The organism is Nocardioides sp. QY071 (assembly GCF_029961765.1).
Lineage (GTDB): Bacteria > Actinomycetota > Actinomycetes > Propionibacteriales > Nocardioidaceae > Nocardioides.
Genome location: NZ_CP124681.1, coordinates 885,838 through 907,210, shown reverse-complemented (window position 1 = coordinate 907,210; position 21,373 = coordinate 885,838). Strand labels below are relative to the sequence as shown.

The following is a 21,373-nucleotide window of genomic DNA, read 5'->3' as shown; positions in this document are numbered from 1 at the left end:
CGCGCGACCGGCAGGTCGCGTTCCCCTAGCGTGAGCGGGTGACCGCCGCCGAGCCCGCCGCCCCCGCCGTCGTCCCGGACCCCCGGCGGGCCGGCGACACCGGGCCGTTGGCCCTCGTCGCGGTCGGGACCACGCTGGTCCTGTGGGCCAGCGCCTTCGTCGGCATCCGGCACCTCTCCCACGACTTCTCCGCCGGTGCGCTGTCCCTGGGCCGGCTGACGGCGGGCGCGCTGGCCCTCGCGCCGGTCGCGCTCGCACAGGGCCTGCCCCGCCCGAGCCGGCGGCAGTGGGTCTCGATCGCGACGATCGGCGTGCTCTGGTTCGGGATCTACAACCTCTCTCTCAACGCCGGCGAGCAGCGTGTCGACGCCGGGACGGCCTCGATGCTGCTGCAGGTCTCCCCCGTCCTCATCGCCGTCCTGGCCGCGATGTTCCTCGGCGAGCGGTTCACCGCCCAGCTCGCCGCCGGCCTGGTGCTGGCGTTCTCGGGCGTCGTCGTGATCGGCCTGTCCACCTCGGGCGGGGACAACACCGGCGACCTGCTCGGTGTCGTGCTGTGCCTGGTGCCCGCGGCGGCGTACTCCGTCAGCGTGATCCTCCAGAAGCCGCTCGTCGCCGAGCTCTCCGCCGTCCACGTCACCTGGCTGGCGTGCACCGTCGGCGTGGTGACCTGCCTGCCGTGGGCGGGTCGGCTGGTCACCGAGGTCGGCGACGCACCGGTGTCGTCCACGCTGTGGCTGGTCTACCTCGGGGTGTTCCCGACGGCGATCGCGTTCACGACCTACGCCTACGCGCTGCGGCACATGACCGCCTCGGCGCTCGGTGTCACGACCTACCTGGTTCCGCCGCTGACGATCGTGATGGGGCTGGTGTTCCTCGACGAGGTCCCGCCGGTGGTGGCGTACGCCGGCGGCGTGCTCGCACTCGTCGGGGTGGCGGTGGCGCGCCGGACCCGCTGACGCGGGCCCGGAGGTCAGGCCGGGTCGGGGCCGGGGACGACCGCGCACTCGGCCGCCGGCTCGGTGCTCGCGACCGCGGCCGGCCGCCCGCCGGCGGCGACCGCACAGCCCACGAGGATCAGCGGGAAGCCGACGAGCATGCCGGTAGTGAGCCGCTCGTCGAGCAGGAGTACGCCGAGCAGGATCGCCACCGCCGGGTTGACATAGGTGATGATCGTCGAGCGGGTGGGGCCGGCGACCTTGATCAGATCGAGGAAGATCACGAACGCCAGCGCGGTGCAGACCAGAGCCAGGACGACGACGCTGAGCCAGGCCTCGGCGGGCAGGTCGGTCGGCGGGTCCATCACCCCGAAGGGCGAGTAGACGACCGCGGTCAGGGTGAGCGCACAGGCCATCACGCCGAGCCCGGAGAGGTCGGCGAACCAGCGCGCCAGGATCAGCGGCCCGGTCGCGTAGCAGACCGCCACGCCCAGCATCTCGACCACCGCGAGCACGTCGATGTGACCGATGTCGAGGCCGACCAGGCAGGCCACGCCCGCGAACCCCAGCGCCAGGCCGCCGGTCTGGGCGGCGGTGAACCGCTCGGCGTGGCTGGTCACCAGGAAGGCCAGCGCGCCGAACAGCGGCACCGCGGCCACCAGCAGGCCCGCCAGGGACGAGGAGATCCGCTGCTCGGCATGCCCCAGCAGCACCCACGGGATCATGATCTCGATGACGGCGAAGAGCGTGAGCGGACGCCAGCGGGCCAGCACCGGTGCGACCTCGCGTCGGACGAGCGCCAGCGGCAGCAGCACGAGCGCGGCGAGCGCGGTGCGGAGGAAGACCAGCCCGGCCGGGCTGACGTGGTCGACCGCGATCCGGATGAACAGGTAGGGCAGGCCCCAGATCAGGCACATCGCCAGGAACAGCGACCATCCGCGCTTCGTCACGAGAGGACTCTAGAGAGCCCCGTCGACATCATTCGAGAAATTTCCCCGGATGATGTCGAGGACGCGTGCCGTGCTCCGTCCCAGGGGTGAAGGCGGCAGGATGGCCGTCTCGGACCTGAGGAGAAATCATGGCGAAGTACCTCCTGCTCAAGCACTACCGCAGCAGCCACGCGATCGCGAAGGACGAGCTGGTCCCGATGGACCAGTGGACGCCCGAGGAGGTGAGCGCGCACATCGCGTTCATGCGGCAGGTCGCCGACGAGCTCAGCGAGCGCGGCGAGTTCGTGGACGGTCAGGCGCTCTCCCCGGAGGGCACGTTCGTCCGGTACGACGGCGAGGGCCGCCCGCCGGTCACCGACGGCCCGTTCGCGGAGACCAAGGACCTGATCGCCGGCTGGATGATCATCGACGTCGACAGTCAGGAGCGCGCCTACGAGGCCGCCGCCCGGCTGTCCTCGGCGCCCGGCGCCGGCGGGCAGCCGATCCACGAGTGGATCGAGGTCCGCCCGTTCCTGGGCGAACCGCCGGTCGTCACGGAATGACCGACCAGCCGGGCCTCCCGGGGCTGGGCGAGCTGCTGCGCGACCTCACGCCGCAGGTGCTCGGCATCCTCGTCCGCCGCGGATCCGACTTCGCGGCGGCCGAGGACGCCGTCCAGGAGGCGATGGTCGAGGCGCTGCGGCACTGGCCGCCCGACCAGCCCGACGCGTGGCCCGACAATCCGCGGGCCTGGCTGGTGAAGGTGGCCGGGCGCAAGCTGGTCGACGCCCAGCGCTCGTCGTACGCCCGCGAGCGCCGCGAGCTGCGGGTGCACCTCGAGCCCGGGCCGGGCCCCTCCGAGCAGGCCGACGACACCCTGCTCCTGCTCAGCCGGTGCTGCCATCCGGCGCTCTCCCCGGCGTCGGCGATCGCACTCACCCTGCGCGCGGTCGGTGGCCTGACGACGGCCCAGATCGCGCAGGCGTTCCTGGTGCCGGAGACGACGATGGCGCAGCGGATCAGTCGCGCCAAGCGCACGGTCAGCGGCGAGCGGTTCGACCGGCCCGGGGAGGTCGGCGCGGTGCTGCGGGTGCTCTACCTGATCTTCAACGAGGGGTTCACCGACACCGTCGACCTCGCCGAGGAGGCGATCCGGCTGACCCGGCAGCTCGCGGGCGCGACCGACGATCCCGAGGTCGACGGCCTGCTCGCGCTGATGCTGCTGCACCACGCGCGGCGCCGGGCCCGTCGTACCGCATCGGGGACGGTGGTGCCCCTCGCCGAGCAGGACCGATCGCTGTGGGACACCTCGATGATCGCCGAGGGTGTCGAGGTGCTGCAGGCCGCGCTGGCCCGCGACGCACTCGGCGAGTACCAGGCCCAGGCCGCGATCGCCGCGCTCCACGACGACGCCGCGACGGCCGGGGAGACCGACTGGCCCCAGGTCCTCGAGTGGTACGACGAGCTGCTGCGCCTGGCCCCGAGCCCGGTCGTCGCGCTCAACCGGGCCGTCGCGGTCGGCGAGGTCGACGGGCCGCTCGCCGGCCTGAGGCAGGTCGAGGGGCTGCCCGCCGACCTGCCGCGACGTGACGCCGTCGCCGCGTGGCTGCACGAGCGCGCCGGCGACCGCGACGAGGCCGCCCGGCTGTACCGACTGGCGGCGGAGCGGGCGACCAACGTCGCCGAGCGCGACCACCTCACGCGGCAGGCGAGCCGGCTGCACGCCGGCAGGTAGCCGGAACTCGACGTATCAGGACCGGGGGCCCGCGGGTCCGAGGGAGGTCAGCACCACCCCCTCGGAAAGGTTCCAGCCATGCGCCGACTCGCGCTGATGACCGCAGGCGTCATCTCTCTCGGAGGCCTCGCCGGCCTCGCCACCGCACATCCTGCTCAGGCGGCCGTCCGCACCGTCACCCACCCGGCACCGGTCGTCGTACCCGACGCCAGCATCACCACGGCCACGCTCGACGTCACCAACCTGCCGGGCGTCATCACCGACGTCGACGTCACGCTCAACAACGTGGTCCACACCTGGCCCCGCGACCTCGACATCTACCTCCAGGCACCGGGATCCTCCCGAGTCGTGCGCCTGATGTCCGATGCGTGCGGCACCAGCGCCACTCCCCTCGCCGGCGCCTTCCTCACGATCGACGACGACGCGGGCACCACGATGCCGACCAACGCGGCATGCCCGACGGGCACGTACCAGCCGAGCGAGTACGAGCCTGCGAACGACACCCTGCCGGCGGGGACGACGTTCGCGGACCGCCTGTCGGTCTTCGACGGCGGCAACGCGAACGGCACCTGGACCCTCTACGCCGCCGACGACCTGGGCGTGTACACCGGGCAGCTGACCGGCGGGTTCAGCCTGACGATCGCCACCGACGACGCGCCCGGCGAGACGACCATCACCAGCAAGCCGAAGAAGGTCACCAAGAAGCGCTCCGCGACGATCGGGTTCACGGCGAACAAGCCGAACGTCACCTTCGAGTGCAAGGTGGACAAGAAGGCCTGGAAGGCGTGTGCCTCACCGCTCACGGTGAACAGGCTCAAGCCCGGCAAGCACAAGGTCCGGGTCCGCTCGGTCGGCGACAACGGTCAGGTCGAGTCCACGCCCGCCGTGGCGAAGTGGCGGGTCCGCCGCTGAGCCGCGGCGCACCGGGAGACCGGGGACACCGGAGGCGGATCAGCTCGGCTGGTCCGCCTCCGGCCCCGTGCCGGGCCGGTCCGCGAACAGGGCGTTGAGGTCGGCGCCCGGGACCGCGCGGTCGAAGCCGTCGAACCGGCCCTGTGCCAGACGCGTCGCCGCGGCCTCGAAGCCGCCCCAGGCGGCCCGGGCGAGCGCGCCGCCGACGCTGATCCGGCGTACGCCGAGCGCCGCGAGGCCGGCGAGTGTCACCTCGCTCTGGGCGCCGACGAGGACGTTGACCGGCTTCGGCGCGACCGCCTCGACGATCGCCCGGATCGCGTCCGGGTCGCCGATGCCCGGGGCGTAGAGACAGTCGGCGCCGGCCGCGGCGAAGGCGCGCAGCCGGGTCAGGATGTCGGCGAGGTCGGGGCTGCCGTTGAAGAAGCCGTCGGCCCGCCCGACCAGGAGCACGTCGTGGCCGCTGGCGTCGATCGCCTCCCGGGCGGCGCTGAGCCGCTCTACCGCGACGTCGAGGTCGAGGGTGACCCCGTCGCTCGCGTCCTCGATCGACAGCCCGGCAACGCCCGTCTCCACCGCGAGGGCCACACTCTCGGCGACCCGGTCGGCGCTGTCGCCGTACCCGTCCTCGAAGTCGGCGTTCACCGGCAGGCCGGTGGCGGAGACGATGTCGGCGAGGTGGTCGAGCACCTCGTCGCGGGTGGCCGAGCCGTCGGGACGACCGCGGCTCCAGGCAGCGCCCGAGCTCGTCGTGGCCAGCGCCGCGAAGCCGAGGTGCTCGAGGTAGCGGGCCGAGCCGCGGTCCCACGGGTTGGGAAGCACGAAGCAGCCGGTCTCGTGGAGCGCCCGGAAGGCAGCCCGGCGCTCCGCGATGCTCGTCACTGCTCGAGCCACCCGCGGAACGCCTCCAGGTTGGCGGTCGACTCGCCGCGCTCGATCCGCCAGGCCCACTCCTTGCGGATGGACGACTCGAAGCCGAGCTCGAGGATGGTGTTGAACGCCTCGTCGGCGTAGGTCAGCACCGAACCGAGCAGCCGGTCGAGGTCATCGGTCGTGACCGAGGACAGCGGCAGGCGGGCGTCGAGGTAGATGTCACCGTGGTGGTCGATGCCGAACGCGACGGCGTACATCTTCATGTTGCGCTCGAGCAGCCAGCGGTAGACGCGCTCGAACTGCTCGTCGGGGCGGCGGCACACGAAGGCGTGGATGCCGAGCGCGTGGGGGCCGAGGTCGAGCCGGACGGGTGTCTGCAGCTTCCTCTCACCCGGGAGCGAGAAGCTGAACGTGCCGTCCTCGGTCTCCTCGAACCCGATCTCGTTGTCCTCGAGCCAGGTGCGTACGACGTCAACGGGACTCATCCGACGCGGGCCTCCTGCCGCAGGAGCGCGTGGGCGCGCTCGTAGACCTCCACCGTATGGGTGGCGGTCGCCTCCCACGAGAACTGCCGGGCCTGCTCGAGCGCGCCGCCGGCCAACCGGTCGCGGTACGCCGGGTCGGCGACCACGCGCTCCAGCGCGAGGGCCCAGTCGTGGGGCTCGTGGGTGTCGACGAGCAGTCCGCTGCGGCCGTCGCGTACGACGGTGGTCAGCCCGCCGACAGCGGCGGCGACGACCGGCGCGCCGCAGGCCTGCGCCTCGGCGGCGACCAGGCCGAAGGACTCGTTGTAGGACGGGACGGCGACGAGCGTGGAGGCGGCGTACCAACCGGCGAGCTCGTGCTGCGGCACCGGCGGCACGAACCGGACGACGTCGTCGATGCGCAGCTCGGCGGCCAGGTTGGCCAGGGCCGTCGGGCGTTCGAGCCCGCTGCCGGACGGGCCGCCGACGACGGGCACGACCAGGCGGGGGCGCAGGTCGGGGCGTCGTACGAGCAGCTCGGCGACCGCGCGGAGCAGCACGTCGGGGGCCTTGAGCGGCTGGATCCGGCCGGCGAAGAGCAGGACCAGCGCGTCGTCGGCGAGCTGGCGCTCGCGACGGGCGCGGGCCTGCTCGGCGGGGGTGCGGGCCCGGAACACGTCGGTGTCCACGCCGGGGTGGACGACCTCGACCCGGCCCGGGTCGGCGTCGTACAGGTTGATCAGCTGCTTGGCCTCGAGGTCGGTGTTGGCGATGAGCACGTCGGCGGCCTCGACGACCTGCTCCTCGCCGATCACGCGGGCCTGCGGCTCGGGGGTGTCGCCGACGGCCAGCGCCTCGTTCTTGACCTTGGCCATGGTGTGCATGGAGTGGACCAGCGGGACGCCCCACCGGTCGCGGGCCAGCGCGCCGACCTGGCCGGAGAGCCAGTAGTGGGAGTGGACGACGTCGAAGTGGCCGGCCGGGTGGGCGGCCTCGGCACGCAGCACCTCGCGGGCGAACACGCACAGCTGGCCGGGCAGCTGGTCCTTGGTGAGCCCCTCGAACGGGCCGGCGTGCACGTTGTGCACGGTCACGCCGTCGCCGACGGGGACGACGGGGTCGAGCCGGGAGCTGGTGGCCCGGGTGAAGATGTCGACCGCGGTGCCCTGCTCGGCGAGGCGCCGGGCGAGCTCGACGACGTAGACGTTCATGCCGCCCGCGTCGCCCGTACCGGGCTGGTCGAGCGGGGAGGTGTGCAGGCTGATCATCGCGACCCGGCCGATCGCCGACTCCCCCATCGCGCCTCCTCGTGCTCGTCCCGCTGCTCGGTCGACCTGTTCCAGGTCAATCGGTCAACCCTGCCAGTGTGCCCGGCATTCCCGTCCGTCCAGAATGGGGTCCATGACCTCCCGCCTCGCCGTCGTCACCGGCGCGTCCAGCGGCATCGGCGCCGCGACCGCCCGCCACCTCGCCCGCGAGGGCTTCGAGGTCGTCTGCGCGGCCCGCCGGGCCGACCGGATCGAGGCGCTGGCCGCCGAGATCGGCGGCCGGGCCGTGGTCTGCGACGTGACCTCCCCGGAGTCGGTGGCCGGGCTGGCCGCGGCGGTCGGCCCACGGCTCGACGTACTGGTCAACAACGCCGGTGGCGCGTTCGGCCTCGCCCCCGTGGCCGAGGCGGACGCCGACGAGTGGCGCCGGATGTACGACGTCAACGTGCTCGGCCTGATGCAGGTGACCAAGGCCCTGCTGCCGGCGCTGGTGGCCAGCGGCGCGGGCGTGATCGTCAACGTGGGCTCGACCGCGGGCCGGATCGCCTACGAGGGCGGGGCCGGCTACACCGCCGCCAAGCACGGCACCAAGGTCGTCACCGAGACGTTGCGCCTCGAGCTGTTCGACCAGCCGGTCCGGGTCTGCGAGGTGGCGCCGGGGATGGTCCGCACGGACGAGTTCGCGCTCACCCGGTTCGGCGGCGACCAGGCCCGCGCCGACGCGGTCTACGCCGGTGTCGCGGAGCCGCTGGTGGCCGACGACGTGGCGGACGCGATCACCTGGGTGGCCACCCGCCCCGCACACGTCAACATCGACGAGCTGGTCATCAAGCCGCGCGCCCAGGCCGCGGCCCACAAGGTGCACCGGGTCAGCGGCGACTGACCAGCCTCCGGGTGCGCAGCGCCACCGCGCGCGGCACCCCGCCCCACGCGGTGGTGGAGCGGATGGGCAGGGCTGCGTGCGGGGGCAGCACGAGGGTGATCGCGAGCTGCTGGACGTCGCGCGGTCGTCGTACCGAGGCCATGCCGTTGCGCACCTCGCGCGCGGCGTGGGCCCCGCCGAAGATCGCGACCGGCTGCTCGTGGTGGGCGCGGGCCCGGGCCAGCGCGGTGTCCGGGATCCGGTCCAGAGCAGCCCGTACGCCGGCCGGCACGGTGGCGGGCAGGCCGACCGTCGCGCGGGCCGCGGCCAGCGAGGTGAGCGCCGGAACGGGCAGGTCCTGCGCGAAGACCGCCGGGTCGCGGGCCAGCCGGCGCAGGTCGACCAGGGTACGCAGCCAGATCCAGCCCTCGCGGTGCCCGGCGAGGTGCCGGAACGCGTCAGCGGGCGCCAGGGTCGGCACCTCGGTCCCGCCGACCTCGACCGTCGTCCGGCGGGCGAGCAGTTCGTCGGTGTCCGGCTGGGCGCCGGGCATGGCGTCGAGGCGCCAGTGCAGGTCGACGTCGGCGCCCGCGCCGAGGTAGGTCAGCGTGTGGCCCCAGCGCTGCACGTGCCGCCAGGCCCACATCCCGGGCTCGATCCGGCCCCGCTCGTGCAGCGCCCAGCCGGAGTCGGTCAGCAGCCGGTGGGCGTCGGCGGCCGCCTCGGGCCGCACCAGCAGGTCGACGTCGCCCGCACCCCGGGCGTCGGGGCGCCCGGTCGTCAGCACGGACAGCGGGATGCCCTTGAACACCAGCGCGTCGATGCCGGCCTCGTCGAGGAGCCGCCAGGCGCGGACGGTCTCGAAGGTGTGCACCAGGTGGCGCTGGCGCGAGCCCGCGACCATCGCCTCGAGGACGCGGAGCACCTCGGCCGGCAGGCCGAGCTCGCCGGCGCGCGAGGACAGCAGCTCGGGGACCCGGTGCCGTCGTACCGCCTCGAGGAGGTCGCGCAGCGGCACGTCGCCGAGCGGGATCGGCCGCGCCGGGCGGCCTTCCTCCGCATCGAGCGCACTGCTCACCATTCGGCAGAGCAGGTCGAGAGCGGTGTTCACGCCGTGAGCGTGGCACGCGCTCCGCGGCGGCGCCGGGGGAACGGTGCGGCCGGGAAGGTTAAAAAACGGAGGAACCGCCCACGTGGGCGTGTCCTGCGGGAGCACAGTTGCGTTGCACCGCTGACGGAGCACTCCCTCCCTCCGTCCTGCACCCCCCGAGGAGCTCACATGAAGCTGACCTACGTTGCACCCGTCCTCGAGACCCTGAGCGTCACGGCGACCCAGGACATCGACATCGACATCGACATCACCCTCGGGCTCGGCAGCTGACCTCTCCGAAGTTCGCTGCTGCCACGGCGGTCGCGTGGTGCCTGCTCGGCGCCACCCGGCTGCTGACGGTCGTCCTGCCGTTCGGTGCGGTACGTCGCCTCCTCGGCGAGCCCGCCGCACCGGGCGCAGCAGGGCCCCCGGCGCCCCCGGACGCGTCGGCGCGAGACCTCGCGCGCGCCCGGGCGGTCGGGCGGGCGGTCCGGTACGCCGCCACGCGGACGCCCTGGACCTCCGACTGCTACCCGCAGGCCCTGACCGCGCGCATCCTGCTGCGCGGCGCACGGGTGCCGCACACCGTCGTCTTCGGACTGCTGCGCGGCGACGCCGGTGAGCTCCTCGCACACGCCTGGGTCACTGTCGGGACGGTCACCGTCACCGGTGGCTCCGTGCGCGAGTGGACCCCGGTCGGCAGCTTCGGCTGGCATCCCTGAGGCCTCGACCATGTACGCCGGCTACGGACTCCTCATCGACAGCGACCTCCCGCTGCCCGACCTCGCGCGCGAGCCCGCCCCTTCCGCGTCCTCGCCCGATGTCGTCGTACGCCTCGGGCCGGTCGCACCTCCCTCGGCCGGCGCGGTCCTGCTGCCTCGCGGGCTGTGGGTCGACGGCGGCCGGATCGGGATCGACGTACCCGAGGTCGGGCGCTACGCCTGCTCCGACGGCGTCCTGATCACCGTCGAGGCCGCTCCCGGCGCGTCCGAGGACGCGCTGCGGCTGTTCCTGCTCGGCTCGGCCCTCGGCTGCCTGCTCACCCAGCGCGGCCTGCTCGTCCTGCACGGCAACGCCTTCGTCGTCGACGGCGGCTGCGCGGTCGTCCTCGGTCACTCCGGTGCCGGCAAGTCCACGCTCGCCGCCGAGATGCACCGTCGCGGACACCTCGTCCTCAGCGACGACGTCGTGCCCGTCGACGCCGCGGGCCGCGCGATCCCCGGCTGGCCGCGGATCAAGCTCTGGCAGGACGCCCTGGACCGGCTCGGCCTGCCGGCCACCGGGCTGGACCGGGTCGACGACCGGTTCCAGAAGTTCCACGTGCCGCTGGACCGCTCCGGGTCCCTGACGCCGGTGCCCATCCGGTGGATCTACGTCCTCGACCGGCACGACGGCCCGCTTCGCGTCGTACCCGTGACGGGGGCGGCGGCCTTCGCCGGACTGCACGAGCACAGCTACCGCAACGAGGTCCTCGTCGGGGAGCTGCGTCGTACCCACCTCGCGCGCAGCGCCGAGCTGGTCCGCACCACCCGCCTCGCGCGGGTCGACCGGCCCCGCGGCATCGACTCCGTCGTCGCCTCGGCCGACGCGATCCTCACCGACATCCACTCCACCACCCCCCAGGCGCCCTCGGGTCGGCGCGCGATCCGAGAGGAGCACCATGCGACGAGACCGACCCGAACGATGGGTGCGTGATCCCGCCCTCCACGCCGTGGAGATGGGCGAGGAGTTCGTGATGATGGGTGTCGACCAGGGCGAGTACTACGCGGTCAAGGGCGTCGCGGCCAGCCTGTGGCGCCACCTCGCCGGGCCGCGGGACCTCACCGAGCTGTGCACGCTCGTCGCCGCGGAGTACGACGTCACCGCCGAGCTGTGCCACGACGACGTCGTGGCGTTCCTCGAGCAGCTGCAGAGCAAGCGGATGGTGCGCGCGGCGTCGTGACCGCGCCGCGCCGCCTCAGGCGAGCGCGCGGTCCAGCGCGGCCGTGACGTGCAGCGTGGTGCAGGGGAAGACGGGGATCTCGGAGTCCGCCTGGCGGATGAGCAGCTCGAGCTCGGAGCAGCCGAGGATCACGCCGCCGGCGCCGGCGTCCCAGGCCTCGCTGATCATTCCGACGACGGCGCGGCGGGAGTCGTCGACGACCTTCCCGTGCACCAGCTCGTCGTAGATGATCCGGTTCAGCTCGTCGTGGTGCCCCTCGTCGGGGACGATCACCGACAGGCCGTGCCGGGCGATCCGGTCGGTGAAGAAGGTGCGCGACATCGCGAACTTGGTGCCGAGGAGGGCGACGCTCTGGACGCCCTCGGCCTTGCAGGCCTCGGCGACGACGTCGCCGAGGTGCAGCAGCGGGATCGAGACGGCGTCCTGGACCTGCTCGGCGACCCGGTGGAAGGTGGTGGTGCACAGCATCAGGAAGTCGGCGCCGGCGCGCTCGACCGACTCCGCGGCGGCGCGCAGGATGGCCGCGACGCCGTCCCAGTCCTCGGCCTCCTGGAGCCGGGTGACCTCGGCGAAGTCGACGGAGGCCATCACGCTCTGCGCCGAGTGGAAGCCGCCGAGACGCTCCTCGACACCGCGGTTCAGCGCCTCGTAGTACGCCGCACTGCTCTCCCAGGACATGCCGCCGACGAGGCCGATGGTCTGCATGGGCCGAGTCTAGGGTGCGGCCGACGATGCGAGGAGGAAGGTCCGACGCAAGTAGGCTGAACCCTCGTGTCCCAGACTCGTCGTACCGATCTCCGCAACGTCGCCATCGTCGCCCACGTCGACCACGGCAAGACGACCCTCGTCGACGCGATGCTGCACCAGGCCGGTGCCTTCAGCGCGCACCAGGCCGAGGGCGTCGCCGAGCGCGTGATGGACTCCGGTGACCTCGAGCGCGAGAAGGGCATCACCATCCTCGCGAAGAACACCGCGGTCCACTACCGCGGCCCCTCCGCGCAGGAGATGGCCGACGGCGACATGGTCATCAACATCATCGACACCCCCGGCCACGCCGACTTCGGCGGCGAGGTCGAGCGCGGCCTGTCGATGGTCGACGGCATCGTGCTGCTGGTCGACGCGTCCGAGGGCCCGCTGCCCCAGACCCGCTTCGTGCTGCGCAAGGCGCTCAACGCCGACATGCCGGTGATCCTCGTGGTCAACAAGACCGACCGCGGCGACGCCCGGATCGACGAGGTCGTCGACGAGACCTACGAGCTGTTCATGGACCTGCTCGACGACTCGCACTCGCAGGACGCGCTCGACTTCCCGGTCGTCTACGCCTCGGGCAAGGCCGGCATCGCCTCGCTCACCAAGCCCGAGAACGGCACCCTGCCCGAGGGCAGCGACCTCGAGCCGCTCTTCCGGACCATCCTGGAGACCATCCCCGCGCCGGAGTACGACGACGAGGCGCCCCTGCAGGCCCACGTCACCAACCTCGACGCCTCCCCCTTCCTGGGTCGCCTCGCGCTGCTGCGCATCAAGCAGGGCAACCTGAGGAAGGGCCAGAACGTCGCGTGGATCAACCGCGACGGCGTGACCAAGAACGTCAAGGTCACCGAGCTCCTCATCACCGAGGGCCTCGAGCGCAAGCCCGGTGAGTCGGCCGGTCCCGGTGACATCGTCGCCGTCGCCGGCATCCCGGAGATCACCATCGGCGAGACCCTCGCCGACCCGGAGAACCCGATCGCGCTGCCGCTCATCCACGTCGACGAGCCGGCCATCTCGATGACCATCGGCACCAACACCTCGCCGCTGGTGGGCAAGGGCGGCAAGGGCCACAAGGTCACCGCCCGCCTGGTCAAGGACCGCCTCGACTCCGAGCTGATCGGCAACGTCTCGCTCCGCGTGCTGCCCACCGAGCGTCCCGACGCGTGGGAGGTCCAGGGCCGCGGCGAGCTGGCGCTGGCGATCCTGGTCGAGCAGATGCGCCGCGAGGGCTACGAGCTGACCGTCGGCAAGCCGCAGGTCGTCGTGCGCGAGGTCGACGGAAAGACCCACGAGCCCTTCGAGCGGCTCACCATCGACGCGCCCGAGGAGTTCCTCGGCACCATCACCGAGCTCCTCGCCAACCGCAAGGGCCGGATGGAGGGGATGACCAACCACGGCACCGGCTGGGTGCGGATGGAGTTCATCGTCCCCGCCCGTGGCCTGATCGGCTTCCGCACCGACTTCCTCACCGAGACCCGCGGCACCGGCATCGCGCACTCGATCTCCGAGGGCTACTTCCCGTGGGCCGGCGAGATCCGCAGCCGCCAGTCGGGCTCGCTCGTCGCCGACCGCTCGGGCGCGGCGACGGCGTACGCCATGACCTCGCTGCAGGAGCGCGGCGTGCTCTTCGTCGAGCCGTCGACCGAGGTCTACGAGGGCATGATCGTCGGCGAGAACTCCCGCGCCGACGACATGGACGTCAACATCACCAAGGAGAAGCAGCAGACCAACATCCGGTCCGCCACCTCCGACAACTTCGAGAAGCTCATCCCGCCGAAGAAGCTCTCCCTCGAGCAGTGCCTGGAGTTCTGCCGCGAGGACGAGTGCGTGGAGATCACCCCTGAGACCGTGCGCATCCGCAAGGTCAACCTCGACGCCAACGAGCGTGCCAAGGCCGCCAGCCGCGCCAAGAAGGCCAACAAGTAGCGGGTACGCCGCCGCGAACGTGACAGACCCCGCCTCGGGTTTCCCGGGGCGGGGTCTGACGTTTTCGGGGCCCCAAACCGTTCGATCGAACGGTTTGGGGGACTTGTGGCCCGCAAACTCCCCCGAACCGTTCGATCGAACGGTTTGGGGGCCAGCGGCGGATCAGCTGAGGCGCTCGAGCACCATCGCCATGCCCTGGCCGCCGGCGGCGCACATGGTCTCGAGACCGAACTGCGCGTCGCGCTCCTGCAGGCCGTGGATCAGTGTGGTGGCCATCCGGGCGCCGGTGGAGCCGAACGGGTGGCCGAGCGCGATCGCGCCGCCGTTGACGTTGACGCGGTCGAGGTCGAGGCCGAGCTGGTCGATGCAGGGCAGCACCTGGGCGGCGAAGGCCTCGTTCATCTCGACGAGGTCGATGTCGCCGACGGAAAGGCCGGCGCGGGCGATCGCCTGGCGGCTGGCCTCGACCGGGCCCAGGCCCATGATCTCGGGGCTCAACGCGGAGACGCCGGTGGACACGACGCGGGCCAGCGGCGTGATGCCGAGCTCGGCGGCGCGGGTGTCGCTCATGACGACCAGCGCGGCGGCGCCGTCGTTGAGCGGGCAGCAGTTGGCAGCGGTGACGGTGCCCTCGGGGTGGAAGACCGGCGCCATCGAGGCGACCTTCTCGAGGGTGACGCCGGCGCGCGGGCCGTCGTCGGTGTCGACGACGGTGCCGTCGGCGAGGGTGACCGGCGTGATGTCGGTCTTCCAGAACCCGCGCTGGGCGGCGGCCTCGGCGAGGTTCTGGCTGCGCACGGCGTACTCGTCCTGCGCCTCGCGCGAGACGTTGCAGTAGCGGGCGACGTTCTCGGCGGTCTCTCCCATCGCGAGGTAGACGTCCGGGAGCTCGCCGAGCGAGCGCGGGTCGACCCACGGCTCGCGGGCCAGCGCCTTGGCGGCGGCGCGCTCGGCGGCGTCGGCGTACAGCGGGTTGCGGGTGTCCGGCATCCCGTCGGCCTTGCCGTACTGGAACCGGGAGACGGTCTCGACGCCGGCAGCGACGAAGACGTCGCCCTCTCCGGCGCGGATGGCGTGCAGCGCCATGCGGGTGGCCTGCAGCGACGACGCGCAGTAGCGGTGCACGGTGGTGCCCGGGACGCCGTCGAGACCCAGGCGCATCGCGACCATGCGGCCGATGTTGTAGCCCTGCTCACCGGCGGGCTGCGCGCAGCCCATCATCAGGTCCTCGACGAGGGTGCGGTCCAGCTCGGGTACGGCGGACAGCGCCGCGTCGACCATCTGGGCGGCGAGGTCGTCGGGCCGCATCTCGCGCAGCGAGCCCTTGTAGGCACGGCCGATCGGCGAACGGGCGGCGGAGACGATGACGGCTTCGGGCACGGAGAGCTCCTGACTCAGGCGTTGGGGGTGTGCTGGAGGAAGGCGGGCCACTCGCCGCCACCGTCGACGTTGAGGACGGCTCCGGTGATGTGGGTGGCCAGCGGCGAGGACAGGAACACGCAGGCCTGCCCGACCTCGAGCGGCGTGGCGAAGACGCCCCGCGGGATGGTGGCGGCGACCGCGGCGAACTGCTCCGCGTCGCCGTAGTGGTCGACCGAGCCGGGCGTCTCGACCAGCCCGCAGCTCACCGCGTTCACGCGGACCTCGGGCGCCCACTCGACGCCGAGGCTGGTGGTGAGGCTCTCGAGGGCGGCCTTCGCGGCGCCGTAGACGGCGGTGCCGGGGCTGGCGCGGCGCGCGGAGATCGAGGTGATGTTGACCATCGACCCGCCGGTCTCCTTCAGGTGCGGGCGCACGGCGAGGCCGACGTAGACCGCGGACATGAAGTTGAGGTCGTTGATCTTGGCGTGGAAGCGCGGCGAGCCCGCGTCGAACTGCGCGAAGGGCGACCCCCCGGCGTTGTTGACCGCGACGTCGATACGGCCGCGGCGGCGTACGACGTCGGCGACCCACGCCTCGACCTGGTCGGCCTCGCGCACGTCCACGGGCGAGAAGTGCACGCCGTCGCGAAGGGAGTCCGGCGTGCTCCGCCCGCAGATCTCCACCGCCGCACCGGCCTCGAGGAAGGCCTGCACGATGCCGTCGCCCACGCCCTTGCCGCCGCCGGTCACGAGGACCACCTGGCCGGTCATGTCGATGCTGTACGCCACGGAATCCCTTTCGTCGTCCTCCGACGGAGGATCATAAGGGATGAACCAAGCAAGTGCTAGGTTGACCGCCTGCTGCACAGATAGCCGATGACGCCGACCGACACCGCGAGCGACACCACGGCGCCGCCGGAGGTCGGGCTCAGCAGCATCGGCAGGGCCGTCAGCACCGCGATGTCGACGCCGCGAAGCACACTGCCGTAGAGGTTCGTGGGCACTCCCCCCGCGGGCGTCGAGACCAGCGGGCGGCCGTAGTCCGGCGGCCGGCCCGTCACCCAGCGCACGCCGGCCGCGAGGCCGCCGACGCCCGACGCGGCGCCGAGCAGGGCGAGGTCGGCGGCCGGCGCGATGATCGTGCGGTGCAGCGCAGGCGCACTGAGCAGTCCGTGCACGACCAGCAGCGTCCCCGGTACGACGACCGCCGCCGCCCGGGTCGCCCCCAGCCCCGCCGGGAACATCCGGGCCATGCCCGAGGACCGGGTCAGCACCCGCAGTGCGACCAGGAACGGCACCACGAGGACGAAGCAGACGACCACCTCGACGAGCACCACCACGACCCGGCCGCCGACCGCGGCGACGGCGTACGGCACGACGAGCGAGCCGGCCAGCAGCACGAGCCGACCCGGCTGGCGGCGGAGCCGGATCACGTCGCGCCAGGCGAGGGCGGCGAGACCGGAGGGACCACCGCGCCGCGGACGGACGGACCCGCGCCGACTGTTGGCGTGGGCGACCAGCACGTCGAACATGAGGGCCAGGTCGAGTGTGGCCAGCGCGCCGCCGAGCCCCGGCACGAGCGCGCCGCCCGGGGCGACGTCGCGCCGCCGCAGGCGGGCGGCGAGCACGCCGGCGCGGACCAGGACCGTGGCCACACCCGCGCCGAGCAGGCCGAGCGCGACCATCGACGCCACCCGAACGACCGGACCTGTCGTGACCTCGGGAGCCCTCGACACCGCGATCGCACCGAGACCGGCGCCCACCGCCAGCAGGCTGACCAGGCCGAGCAGCCGGGCCGGGTGGCTCCCCCGAGCAGACGCTTGGGCGTGCACCAGCGCCCCGACGCCGTACGACGACAGCCCGGCCGCGCCCGCCGTGAACAGGGCCATGGTCCCGACGCCGTAGCCGGCCAGGACAGCGGCGCCCGCGGCGACAGGGGCGACGAGGGCCGCGGCCAGCAGCGTCGTACCCCTGGCGCGGCCGCGGAGCAGCTCGCCGCGGTCGACCGGGCTCGGCAGCAGCCACGCGGCCACGCCCGGGCTGACCGCGACCGGGCCGACCATCCGGGCCAGCGACCAGAGCACCGCCAGCAGGGTGCCGACCACCAGCCACGGCAGCAGCGACCGGGCTGCAGCGCAGTCGGAGGCCACGCACGCCCGGTCGCCGACGTCGGAGAGGTTCACCAGGACGCTGACGAGCATCGAACCGAGCATCAGCACCGCGAAGACGCCGATGTACAGGTCCTGCAGCGCCTCGCCCAGGGACAGGGTGCGGCGGCTGCGACGCCAGAACCGGATGTCGGCCCGGAGCTCGCCCGCCTCGGTGGCCCTCACGAGGCGCTCACGAGTGTCGCGCCAGGCTGACCACGTCGTCGGCGATCGCGTCCACGAGCGCCGGGGCGTGGCTGGCCAGCACGATCGCCAGCCCCGCGGCCTTCTCGGCGAGCAAGCGCTCGGCCAGCCAGGCCAGGCCGTCCTGGTCGAGACGCTGCTCGGGCTCGTCGAGGACGAGCAGCCGCCTCGGCCGGACGAACGCGCTGGCCAGCGCGAGCCGGCGACGTTGGCCCGAGGAGAGCGAGGTCGGCAGCTGCCCGGACTGCGCGGTCAGGCCGACCTCGTCGAGCACGTCGTCGACCACGGCATCGGCGTCCGGGGTGCGATGGGCGCGCGCGAAGAGGTCGAGGTGCTCGACGACGGTGAGGTCCGGGAAGAAGTCGAGGTCGTCCATGACGACGGCCATCGCCGCCCGGATCGTCGGGGAGCGCTCGTCGAGCGGCTCCCCCAGCACCTCGACCGTCCCGGCGTCCGGCTGGTCGGCGCCGGTGATGCAGCGCAGGGCGGTCGACTTGCCGGCGCCGTTGGGGCCGACGAGCACCGCGGCCGAGCCGGCCCGCACCTCGAGGTCGAGGTCCGCGAGGACCCGGTGCTCACCGAACGAACGCGCGAGCCCGCGCACCGACAGCACTGCTTCGCTCACCCCGTCAGGATGTCAGGCCGGGCGTGACGCACCGCTAGCCTGGTGCCGTGCTGATCGAGGTCGACAGACGCTAGCCGCCCGGACCGGGCGGCGGATCCGTGGCCGGCGCCCACCTTCGCGGGCGCTGTCGCTGCCTGCCCGCACACCGGTCCGGACCTGACGTCACCCTCACCCGGGCCCGACGACGCCGCACCGCCGCCGCGCGCGAGCGGCCGCTCCGTCGTCCGCCCCTCACGAACGGACCCAGTCATGTCCCCTGTCATCACCCTGCGCGACGTCACCTTCGAGTGGCCGGACGGGACGGTCGCGCTCTCCCACCTCGACGGCTCCCTGAACGCCGGACGTGTCGGCCTGGTGGGCCGCAACGGCGCCGGGAAGTCGACCCTGCTGCGCCTGGTCGCCGGCCTCCTGCGGCCCACGTCCGGCCAGATCATCACCACCGGCGACGTCGGCTACCTGCCCCAGACCCTCACCCTCCATTCCGAGACGACGATCGCCGACCTCCTCGGCATCCGCGATGTCGTCGACGCGATCGACGCGATCGAGCGGGGTGACGTCGACCAGCGGCACTTCGAGGCGATCGGCGACGACTGGGACATCGAGTCCCGCGCCGCCGAGCTCCTGGACCAGATCGGCTTCGGCGTCGGTGACCTCGGGCGACGGGTCGCCGAGCTGTCCGGCGGCGAGGCGATGCTCATCGCCATCACCGGCATGCGGGTGAGGCGTACGCCGATCACCCTGCTCGACGAGCCGACGAACAACCTCGACCGCCCGACCCGCGCCCGGTTGGCGGAGTTCGTCGACCAGTGGCCCGGCACGCTCGTGATCGTCAGCCACGATCTCGACCTGCTCGAGCACGTCGACCACACGGCGGAGCTGCGTGGCAGCGAGCTGTCCACCTTCGGCGGTCCCTACAGCTCCTGGCGCGCTCACGTCGACCAGGAGCAGGCGGCCGCGCAGCAGGCGGCCCGTTCCGCGCAGCAGGCGCTGAAGGTCGAGCGCAGGCAGCGTGCCGAGGCGGAGACCAAGCTGGCACGCCGCGAACGCACGGCCCGGAAGACGCAGAAGGACGGCGGCATCCCGCGGATCCTGGCCGGCAACCGGGCCAGCAAGGCCCAGAACGCCGCCGGCTCCCTGCGCTCGACCCTCGACGACAAGGTGCTCGCCGCCCAGGCCGCCGTCGACTCCGCCGATGCCCGGGTCCGCCGGGAGGAGCACATCAGCCTGGCCCTGCCCGACCCGGCCGTCCCGCGCAGCCGGCGCCTGCTCGAGCTGAGCCAGGACGGCCGCACCATCGTGGCCCAAGGACCGGAGCGGATCGCGCTCGTCGGCCCGAACGGGGCCGGCAAGTCGACCCTGCTCGAGCACCTCGTCCACGGTCGACCGCCCGGGCCGGGGGCGCCGGCCGGCCGGATCCTGACCGACCGGTTCGGCTTCCTGCCTCAACGCCTGGACGGGCTCGACGAGAGCGCGGACGCGGTGGCGAACGTACGACGGGTCGCTCCGGGAGCACCGGACGCCGCCATCCGCAACCAGCTCGGACGGATGCTCCTGCGCGGCTCGAGCGTCGACCGTCCGGTCGCCTCGCTGTCCGGCGGCGAGAGGTTCCGCGTCTCCCTGGCGACGCTGCTCCTCGCCGAGCCACCCGCCGAGCTGCTGATCCTCGACGAGCCGACGAACAACCTCGACGTGGCCAGCGTGGACCAGCTGACCGAGGCGCTCTCCGGCTACCGAGGCGCGCTGCTGGTCGTGAGCCACGACCACCGGTTCCTGCGCAGCCTCGGGCTCGACCTGGTCCTGGTGCTCGATGCGGCCGGCCGGCTCTCGCAGCAGGCGTCGCTCGACGACCGGTGACGCCATGCCCCGCGCACCGATGGGTGCGCGGGGCATTCACGGGCGCAGCCTCGAGGCTCAGTCGAGCTCGGCCTCGAGCTCGTGGAACGGGTAGTCCTTCGGGCCGAGGTAGCCCTGGTCGACGTAGCTGTCGGGCCGCGGGTCCGGGTCGGGATCGGCGGAGTTCACGTAGTTGCTGAGCTTGCGCGGCGCCTCGCGGTAGATGAGGTCCACGTGATCGACGTACTTCTGCGTCATCGCCGCGTCGCCGCGGATGATGATGTTCTCCTCGTCGGAGTGCCAGCCGAGCTGGGTCCAGTTCTCGCTGCTGGAGAGCACGACGTTGCCGTCCGGTCGCCCGTCGACGTTGCCCTGCACGGCCAGGCCCTTCATGTGGACGTAGCGGTCCTTGAACTTGTTGGCCGTCAGACCGGTGATGTAGACCATCTGCTTGGCCCGCATGCCCTTGAGGATCCCGCGGATGTGGCGCTGCATCATCATGAAGACGATCTCGACGTCGCAGCCGGCACGATCGAGCTCACGGGCCTTCCGCGCGATCCGGGCGCCGCGCGCCTCGCCCCACACGGCGTTGGCGATGCGCACCTTGGTGCGTCCGCTCGCGGTGTTGGTCGCGCCGGTGCACTGCACCTTGTTGAGCACGCTCAGGGCCGGGTCGATCTCGCGCTTGTGGGGCGCGAACATGGTCGTGACGTTGCCGGTCGTGAACCGCATCGCCGGGAAGTTCCGGTCCTGGGTGGCCTGGTCCCACATCTGCATCCAGCCGTCGTAGAGCGCCTGGTTCTCGGTGACGGTGGTCCAGTCGTTGAACTGCTGGACGGCGGCCGCGCCGGTGAAGTTGCCGGATCCCTGCATGACGATCCAGTTCGTCGCCCCCGAGCGGTTGACCAGCATCAGCTTGGAGTGCATCGAACCCCGCTTGCCGCGGCAGGTCTGCTTGCAGGTGCGGATCCAGCTGCGCAGCTCGGGCGGCCGGTCCTTGTTGCCGCGTGCGAAGGCCCGCAGCATCATCGGGTACGACCGAGCGAGGTTGCCGCCCTGCGAGCGGGCGAGGCCGCGCGACATGATGATCTGGACCGAGACGCCGCGCTCGTGAGCGGCGATGAACTTGTGCGCGAGGTACGGCGAGTCGAAGTTCCAGGTGATCACCCGGACCTGGCCACCGGCCGGCACGTTCTTGAGCGTCTTGACGATCTTGCGGTGGATCTTGCCGCGCTGCCCGTTGCGGAACGGGTGGTTGAAGGTGATGCCGGGCTTCACGACGTACGCCGGGTTCGGCTTGTTCCTCGCCACCGGAGCCTCGAGCGGGGACGCCGCCGGGGCCGCGAGCGGCGCCGCCGCGGCCGGGGTGAGACTGCCGTGACCGGCGACCAGCACCGTCAGCGTCAGCAGCAGGGCGAGGGCCGCTGCCAGCCGCGTCCGCGTCCTACGGCCAGCGGCCGCGATCCCCCACGCAGTCCCCACGATCTCGCATCCCCCTCCATCGACGCAGCTGT

21 protein-coding genes are annotated in these 21,373 nt (G+C 72.7%); 10 read left to right on the top strand and 11 right to left on the bottom strand.

All coding sequences use genetic code 11. From position 1 onward, the window contains the following. Window positions 1–38: 38 nt before the first annotated feature. The gene (locus QI633_RS04275) at window positions 39–959 is read left to right on the top strand and encodes a DMT family transporter (RefSeq protein ID WP_282428225.1); all 921 of its coding nucleotides are present in this window, start codon (window positions 39–41) and stop codon (window positions 957–959) included. Window positions 960–973: 14 nt separating this feature from the next. On the opposite strand, the gene QI633_RS04270 is transcribed toward QI633_RS04275, so the two are convergent. Next, entirely contained in the window at window positions 974–1,888 is a 915-nt protein-coding gene (locus QI633_RS04270) for a DMT family transporter (protein WP_282428224.1), read from the bottom strand. 128 nt (window positions 1,889–2,016) lie between these two features. Between QI633_RS04270 and QI633_RS04265 the strand changes: the two genes are divergently transcribed. The 3 genes from QI633_RS04265 to QI633_RS04255 all read left to right on the top strand — a co-directional run bounded on the left by QI633_RS04265 (window position 2,017) and on the right by QI633_RS04255 (window position 4,514). After that, complete coding sequence (locus QI633_RS04265; protein ID WP_141800288.1) at window positions 2,017–2,430, top strand: YciI family protein; 414 nt, start codon at window positions 2,017–2,019, stop codon at window positions 2,428–2,430. After that, the gene (locus QI633_RS04260) at window positions 2,427–3,602 is read left to right on the top strand and encodes a DUF6596 domain-containing protein (RefSeq protein WP_282428223.1); all 1,176 of its coding nucleotides are present in this window, start codon (window positions 2,427–2,429) and stop codon (window positions 3,600–3,602) included. Before QI633_RS04265 ends, QI633_RS04260 begins: the two co-directional genes overlap by 4 nt. Before the next feature lie 78 nt (window positions 3,603–3,680). Further along, complete coding sequence (locus QI633_RS04255; protein WP_282428222.1) at window positions 3,681–4,514, top strand: hypothetical protein; 834 nt, start codon at window positions 3,681–3,683, stop codon at window positions 4,512–4,514. Between the two features lie 39 nt (window positions 4,515–4,553). Here QI633_RS04255 and QI633_RS04250 read toward each other — a convergent pair whose 3' ends face one another. Genes QI633_RS04250 through mshA form a run of 3 tightly spaced genes read right to left on the bottom strand, consistent with a single transcriptional unit; the run spans window position 4,554 to window position 7,149 of the window. After that, on the bottom strand, window positions 4,554–5,396 hold the full coding sequence (locus QI633_RS04250) for an isocitrate lyase/phosphoenolpyruvate mutase family protein (RefSeq protein WP_282428221.1): 843 nt from the start codon (window positions 5,394–5,396) through the stop codon (window positions 4,554–4,556). Next, window positions 5,393–5,872, bottom strand: a complete 480-nt coding sequence (locus QI633_RS04245; protein WP_282428220.1) for a YbjN domain-containing protein — start codon at window positions 5,870–5,872, stop codon at window positions 5,393–5,395. Before QI633_RS04245 ends, QI633_RS04250 begins: the two co-directional genes overlap by 4 nt. Further along, a complete protein-coding gene (mshA, locus tag QI633_RS04240) occupies window positions 5,869–7,149 on the bottom strand; it encodes a D-inositol-3-phosphate glycosyltransferase (protein WP_282428219.1) in 1,281 nt (426 codons plus the stop codon). The genes QI633_RS04245 and mshA overlap by 4 nt, the downstream gene beginning before the upstream one ends. 103 nt (window positions 7,150–7,252) lie before the next feature. Between mshA and QI633_RS04235 the strand changes: the two genes are divergently transcribed. Further along, window positions 7,253–8,002: an SDR family NAD(P)-dependent oxidoreductase gene (locus tag QI633_RS04235; RefSeq protein WP_282428218.1), complete on the top strand. Its 750-nt coding sequence runs from the start codon at window positions 7,253–7,255 to the stop codon at window positions 8,000–8,002. On the opposite strand, the gene QI633_RS04230 is transcribed toward QI633_RS04235, so the two are convergent. Then, on the bottom strand, window positions 7,989–9,092 hold the full coding sequence (locus QI633_RS04230; protein WP_282428217.1) for a nucleotidyltransferase family protein: 1,104 nt from the start codon (window positions 9,090–9,092) through the stop codon (window positions 7,989–7,991). The two genes, QI633_RS04235 and QI633_RS04230, sit on opposite strands and share 14 nt — an antisense overlap. A gap of 266 nt (window positions 9,093–9,358) precedes the next feature. On the opposite strand from QI633_RS04230, the gene QI633_RS04225 reads away from it, so the two are divergent. From QI633_RS04225 to QI633_RS04215, 3 genes are read left to right on the top strand one after another with little or no spacing between them, the layout of a single operon-like run. Next, on the top strand, window positions 9,359–9,793 hold the full coding sequence (locus QI633_RS04225; protein WP_282429282.1) for a lasso peptide biosynthesis B2 protein: 435 nt from the start codon (window positions 9,359–9,361) through the stop codon (window positions 9,791–9,793). 10 nt (window positions 9,794–9,803) lie between these two features. Next, window positions 9,804–10,766 (top strand): hypothetical protein, encoded by a 963-nt coding sequence (locus QI633_RS04220; RefSeq protein ID WP_282428216.1) that lies wholly within the window; start codon window positions 9,804–9,806, stop codon window positions 10,764–10,766. Beyond that, window positions 10,759–11,013, top strand: a complete 255-nt coding sequence (locus QI633_RS04215; protein ID WP_282428215.1) for a PqqD family protein — start codon at window positions 10,759–10,761, stop codon at window positions 11,011–11,013. Before QI633_RS04220 ends, QI633_RS04215 begins: the two co-directional genes overlap by 8 nt. 15 nt (window positions 11,014–11,028) lie before the next feature. Here the strand turns inward: QI633_RS04215 and QI633_RS04210 are convergent, their stop codons facing one another. After that, entirely contained in the window at window positions 11,029–11,718 is a 690-nt protein-coding gene (locus QI633_RS04210; RefSeq protein ID WP_141800298.1) for an amino acid racemase, read from the bottom strand. A 66-nt stretch (window positions 11,719–11,784) separates the two neighbouring features. On the opposite strand from QI633_RS04210, the gene typA reads away from it, so the two are divergent. After that, window positions 11,785–13,689: a translational GTPase TypA gene (typA, locus tag QI633_RS04205; RefSeq protein WP_282428214.1), complete on the top strand. Its 1,905-nt coding sequence runs from the start codon at window positions 11,785–11,787 to the stop codon at window positions 13,687–13,689. A 162-nt stretch (window positions 13,690–13,851) separates the two neighbouring features. Here the strand turns inward: typA and QI633_RS04200 are convergent, their stop codons facing one another. Genes QI633_RS04200 through QI633_RS04185 form a run of 4 tightly spaced genes read right to left on the bottom strand, consistent with a single transcriptional unit; the run spans window position 13,852 to window position 18,026 of the window. Next, window positions 13,852–15,069 carry an acetyl-CoA C-acetyltransferase gene (locus QI633_RS04200; protein WP_141800300.1) on the bottom strand — a complete coding sequence of 406 codons (1,218 nt, stop codon included), beginning with the start codon at window positions 15,067–15,069 and terminating at the stop codon, window positions 13,852–13,854. Between the two features lie 14 nt (window positions 15,070–15,083). Continuing rightward, window positions 15,084–15,839, bottom strand: a complete 756-nt coding sequence (locus QI633_RS04195; RefSeq protein ID WP_282428213.1) for an SDR family oxidoreductase — start codon at window positions 15,837–15,839, stop codon at window positions 15,084–15,086. Between the two features lie 56 nt (window positions 15,840–15,895). After that, window positions 15,896–17,383: a DUF6297 family protein gene (locus QI633_RS04190; RefSeq protein WP_282428212.1), complete on the bottom strand. Its 1,488-nt coding sequence runs from the start codon at window positions 17,381–17,383 to the stop codon at window positions 15,896–15,898. A 7-nt stretch (window positions 17,384–17,390) separates the two neighbouring features. Continuing rightward, window positions 17,391–18,026: an ABC transporter ATP-binding protein gene (locus QI633_RS04185; protein WP_282428211.1), complete on the bottom strand. Its 636-nt coding sequence runs from the start codon at window positions 18,024–18,026 to the stop codon at window positions 17,391–17,393. 249 nt (window positions 18,027–18,275) lie between these two features. Here QI633_RS04185 and QI633_RS04180 point away from each other — a divergent pair, with 249 nt between their 5' ends. Further along, entirely contained in the window at window positions 18,276–19,880 is a 1,605-nt protein-coding gene (locus QI633_RS04180) for an ABC-F family ATP-binding cassette domain-containing protein (protein ID WP_141800304.1), read from the top strand. A 57-nt stretch (window positions 19,881–19,937) separates the two neighbouring features. Here the strand turns inward: QI633_RS04180 and QI633_RS04175 are convergent, their stop codons facing one another. Then, window positions 19,938–21,341, bottom strand: coding sequence for a phospholipase D-like domain-containing protein (locus tag QI633_RS04175; protein ID WP_282428210.1), 1,404 nt, complete (start codon window positions 21,339–21,341; stop codon window positions 19,938–19,940). Window positions 21,342–21,373: the final 32 nt, after the last annotated feature.

Bases quoted from the DNA above. Each gene is read 5' to 3' on its own strand.
- QI633_RS04245 (WP_282428220.1), bottom strand. From the start codon at position 5,872: ATGAGTCCCGTTGACGTCGTACGCACCTGGCTCGAGGACAACGAGATC.
- QI633_RS04255 (WP_282428222.1), top strand. From the start codon at position 3,681: ATGCGCCGACTCGCGCTGATGACCGCAGGCGTCATCTCTCTCGGAGGC.
- QI633_RS04235 (WP_282428218.1), top strand. From the start codon at position 7,253: ATGACCTCCCGCCTCGCCGTCGTCACCGGCGCGTCCAGCGGCATCGGC.
- QI633_RS04265 (WP_141800288.1), top strand. From the start codon at position 2,017: ATGGCGAAGTACCTCCTGCTCAAGCACTACCGCAGCAGCCACGCGATC.
- mshA (WP_282428219.1), bottom strand. From the start codon at position 7,149: ATGGGGGAGTCGGCGATCGGCCGGGTCGCGATGATCAGCCTGCACACC.
- QI633_RS04180 (WP_141800304.1), top strand. From the start codon at position 18,276: ATGTCCCCTGTCATCACCCTGCGCGACGTCACCTTCGAGTGGCCGGAC.
- QI633_RS04260 (WP_282428223.1), top strand. From the start codon at position 2,427: ATGACCGACCAGCCGGGCCTCCCGGGGCTGGGCGAGCTGCTGCGCGAC.
- QI633_RS04210 (WP_141800298.1), bottom strand. From the start codon at position 11,718: ATGCAGACCATCGGCCTCGTCGGCGGCATGTCCTGGGAGAGCAGTGCG.
- QI633_RS04220 (WP_282428216.1), top strand. From the start codon at position 9,804: ATGTACGCCGGCTACGGACTCCTCATCGACAGCGACCTCCCGCTGCCC.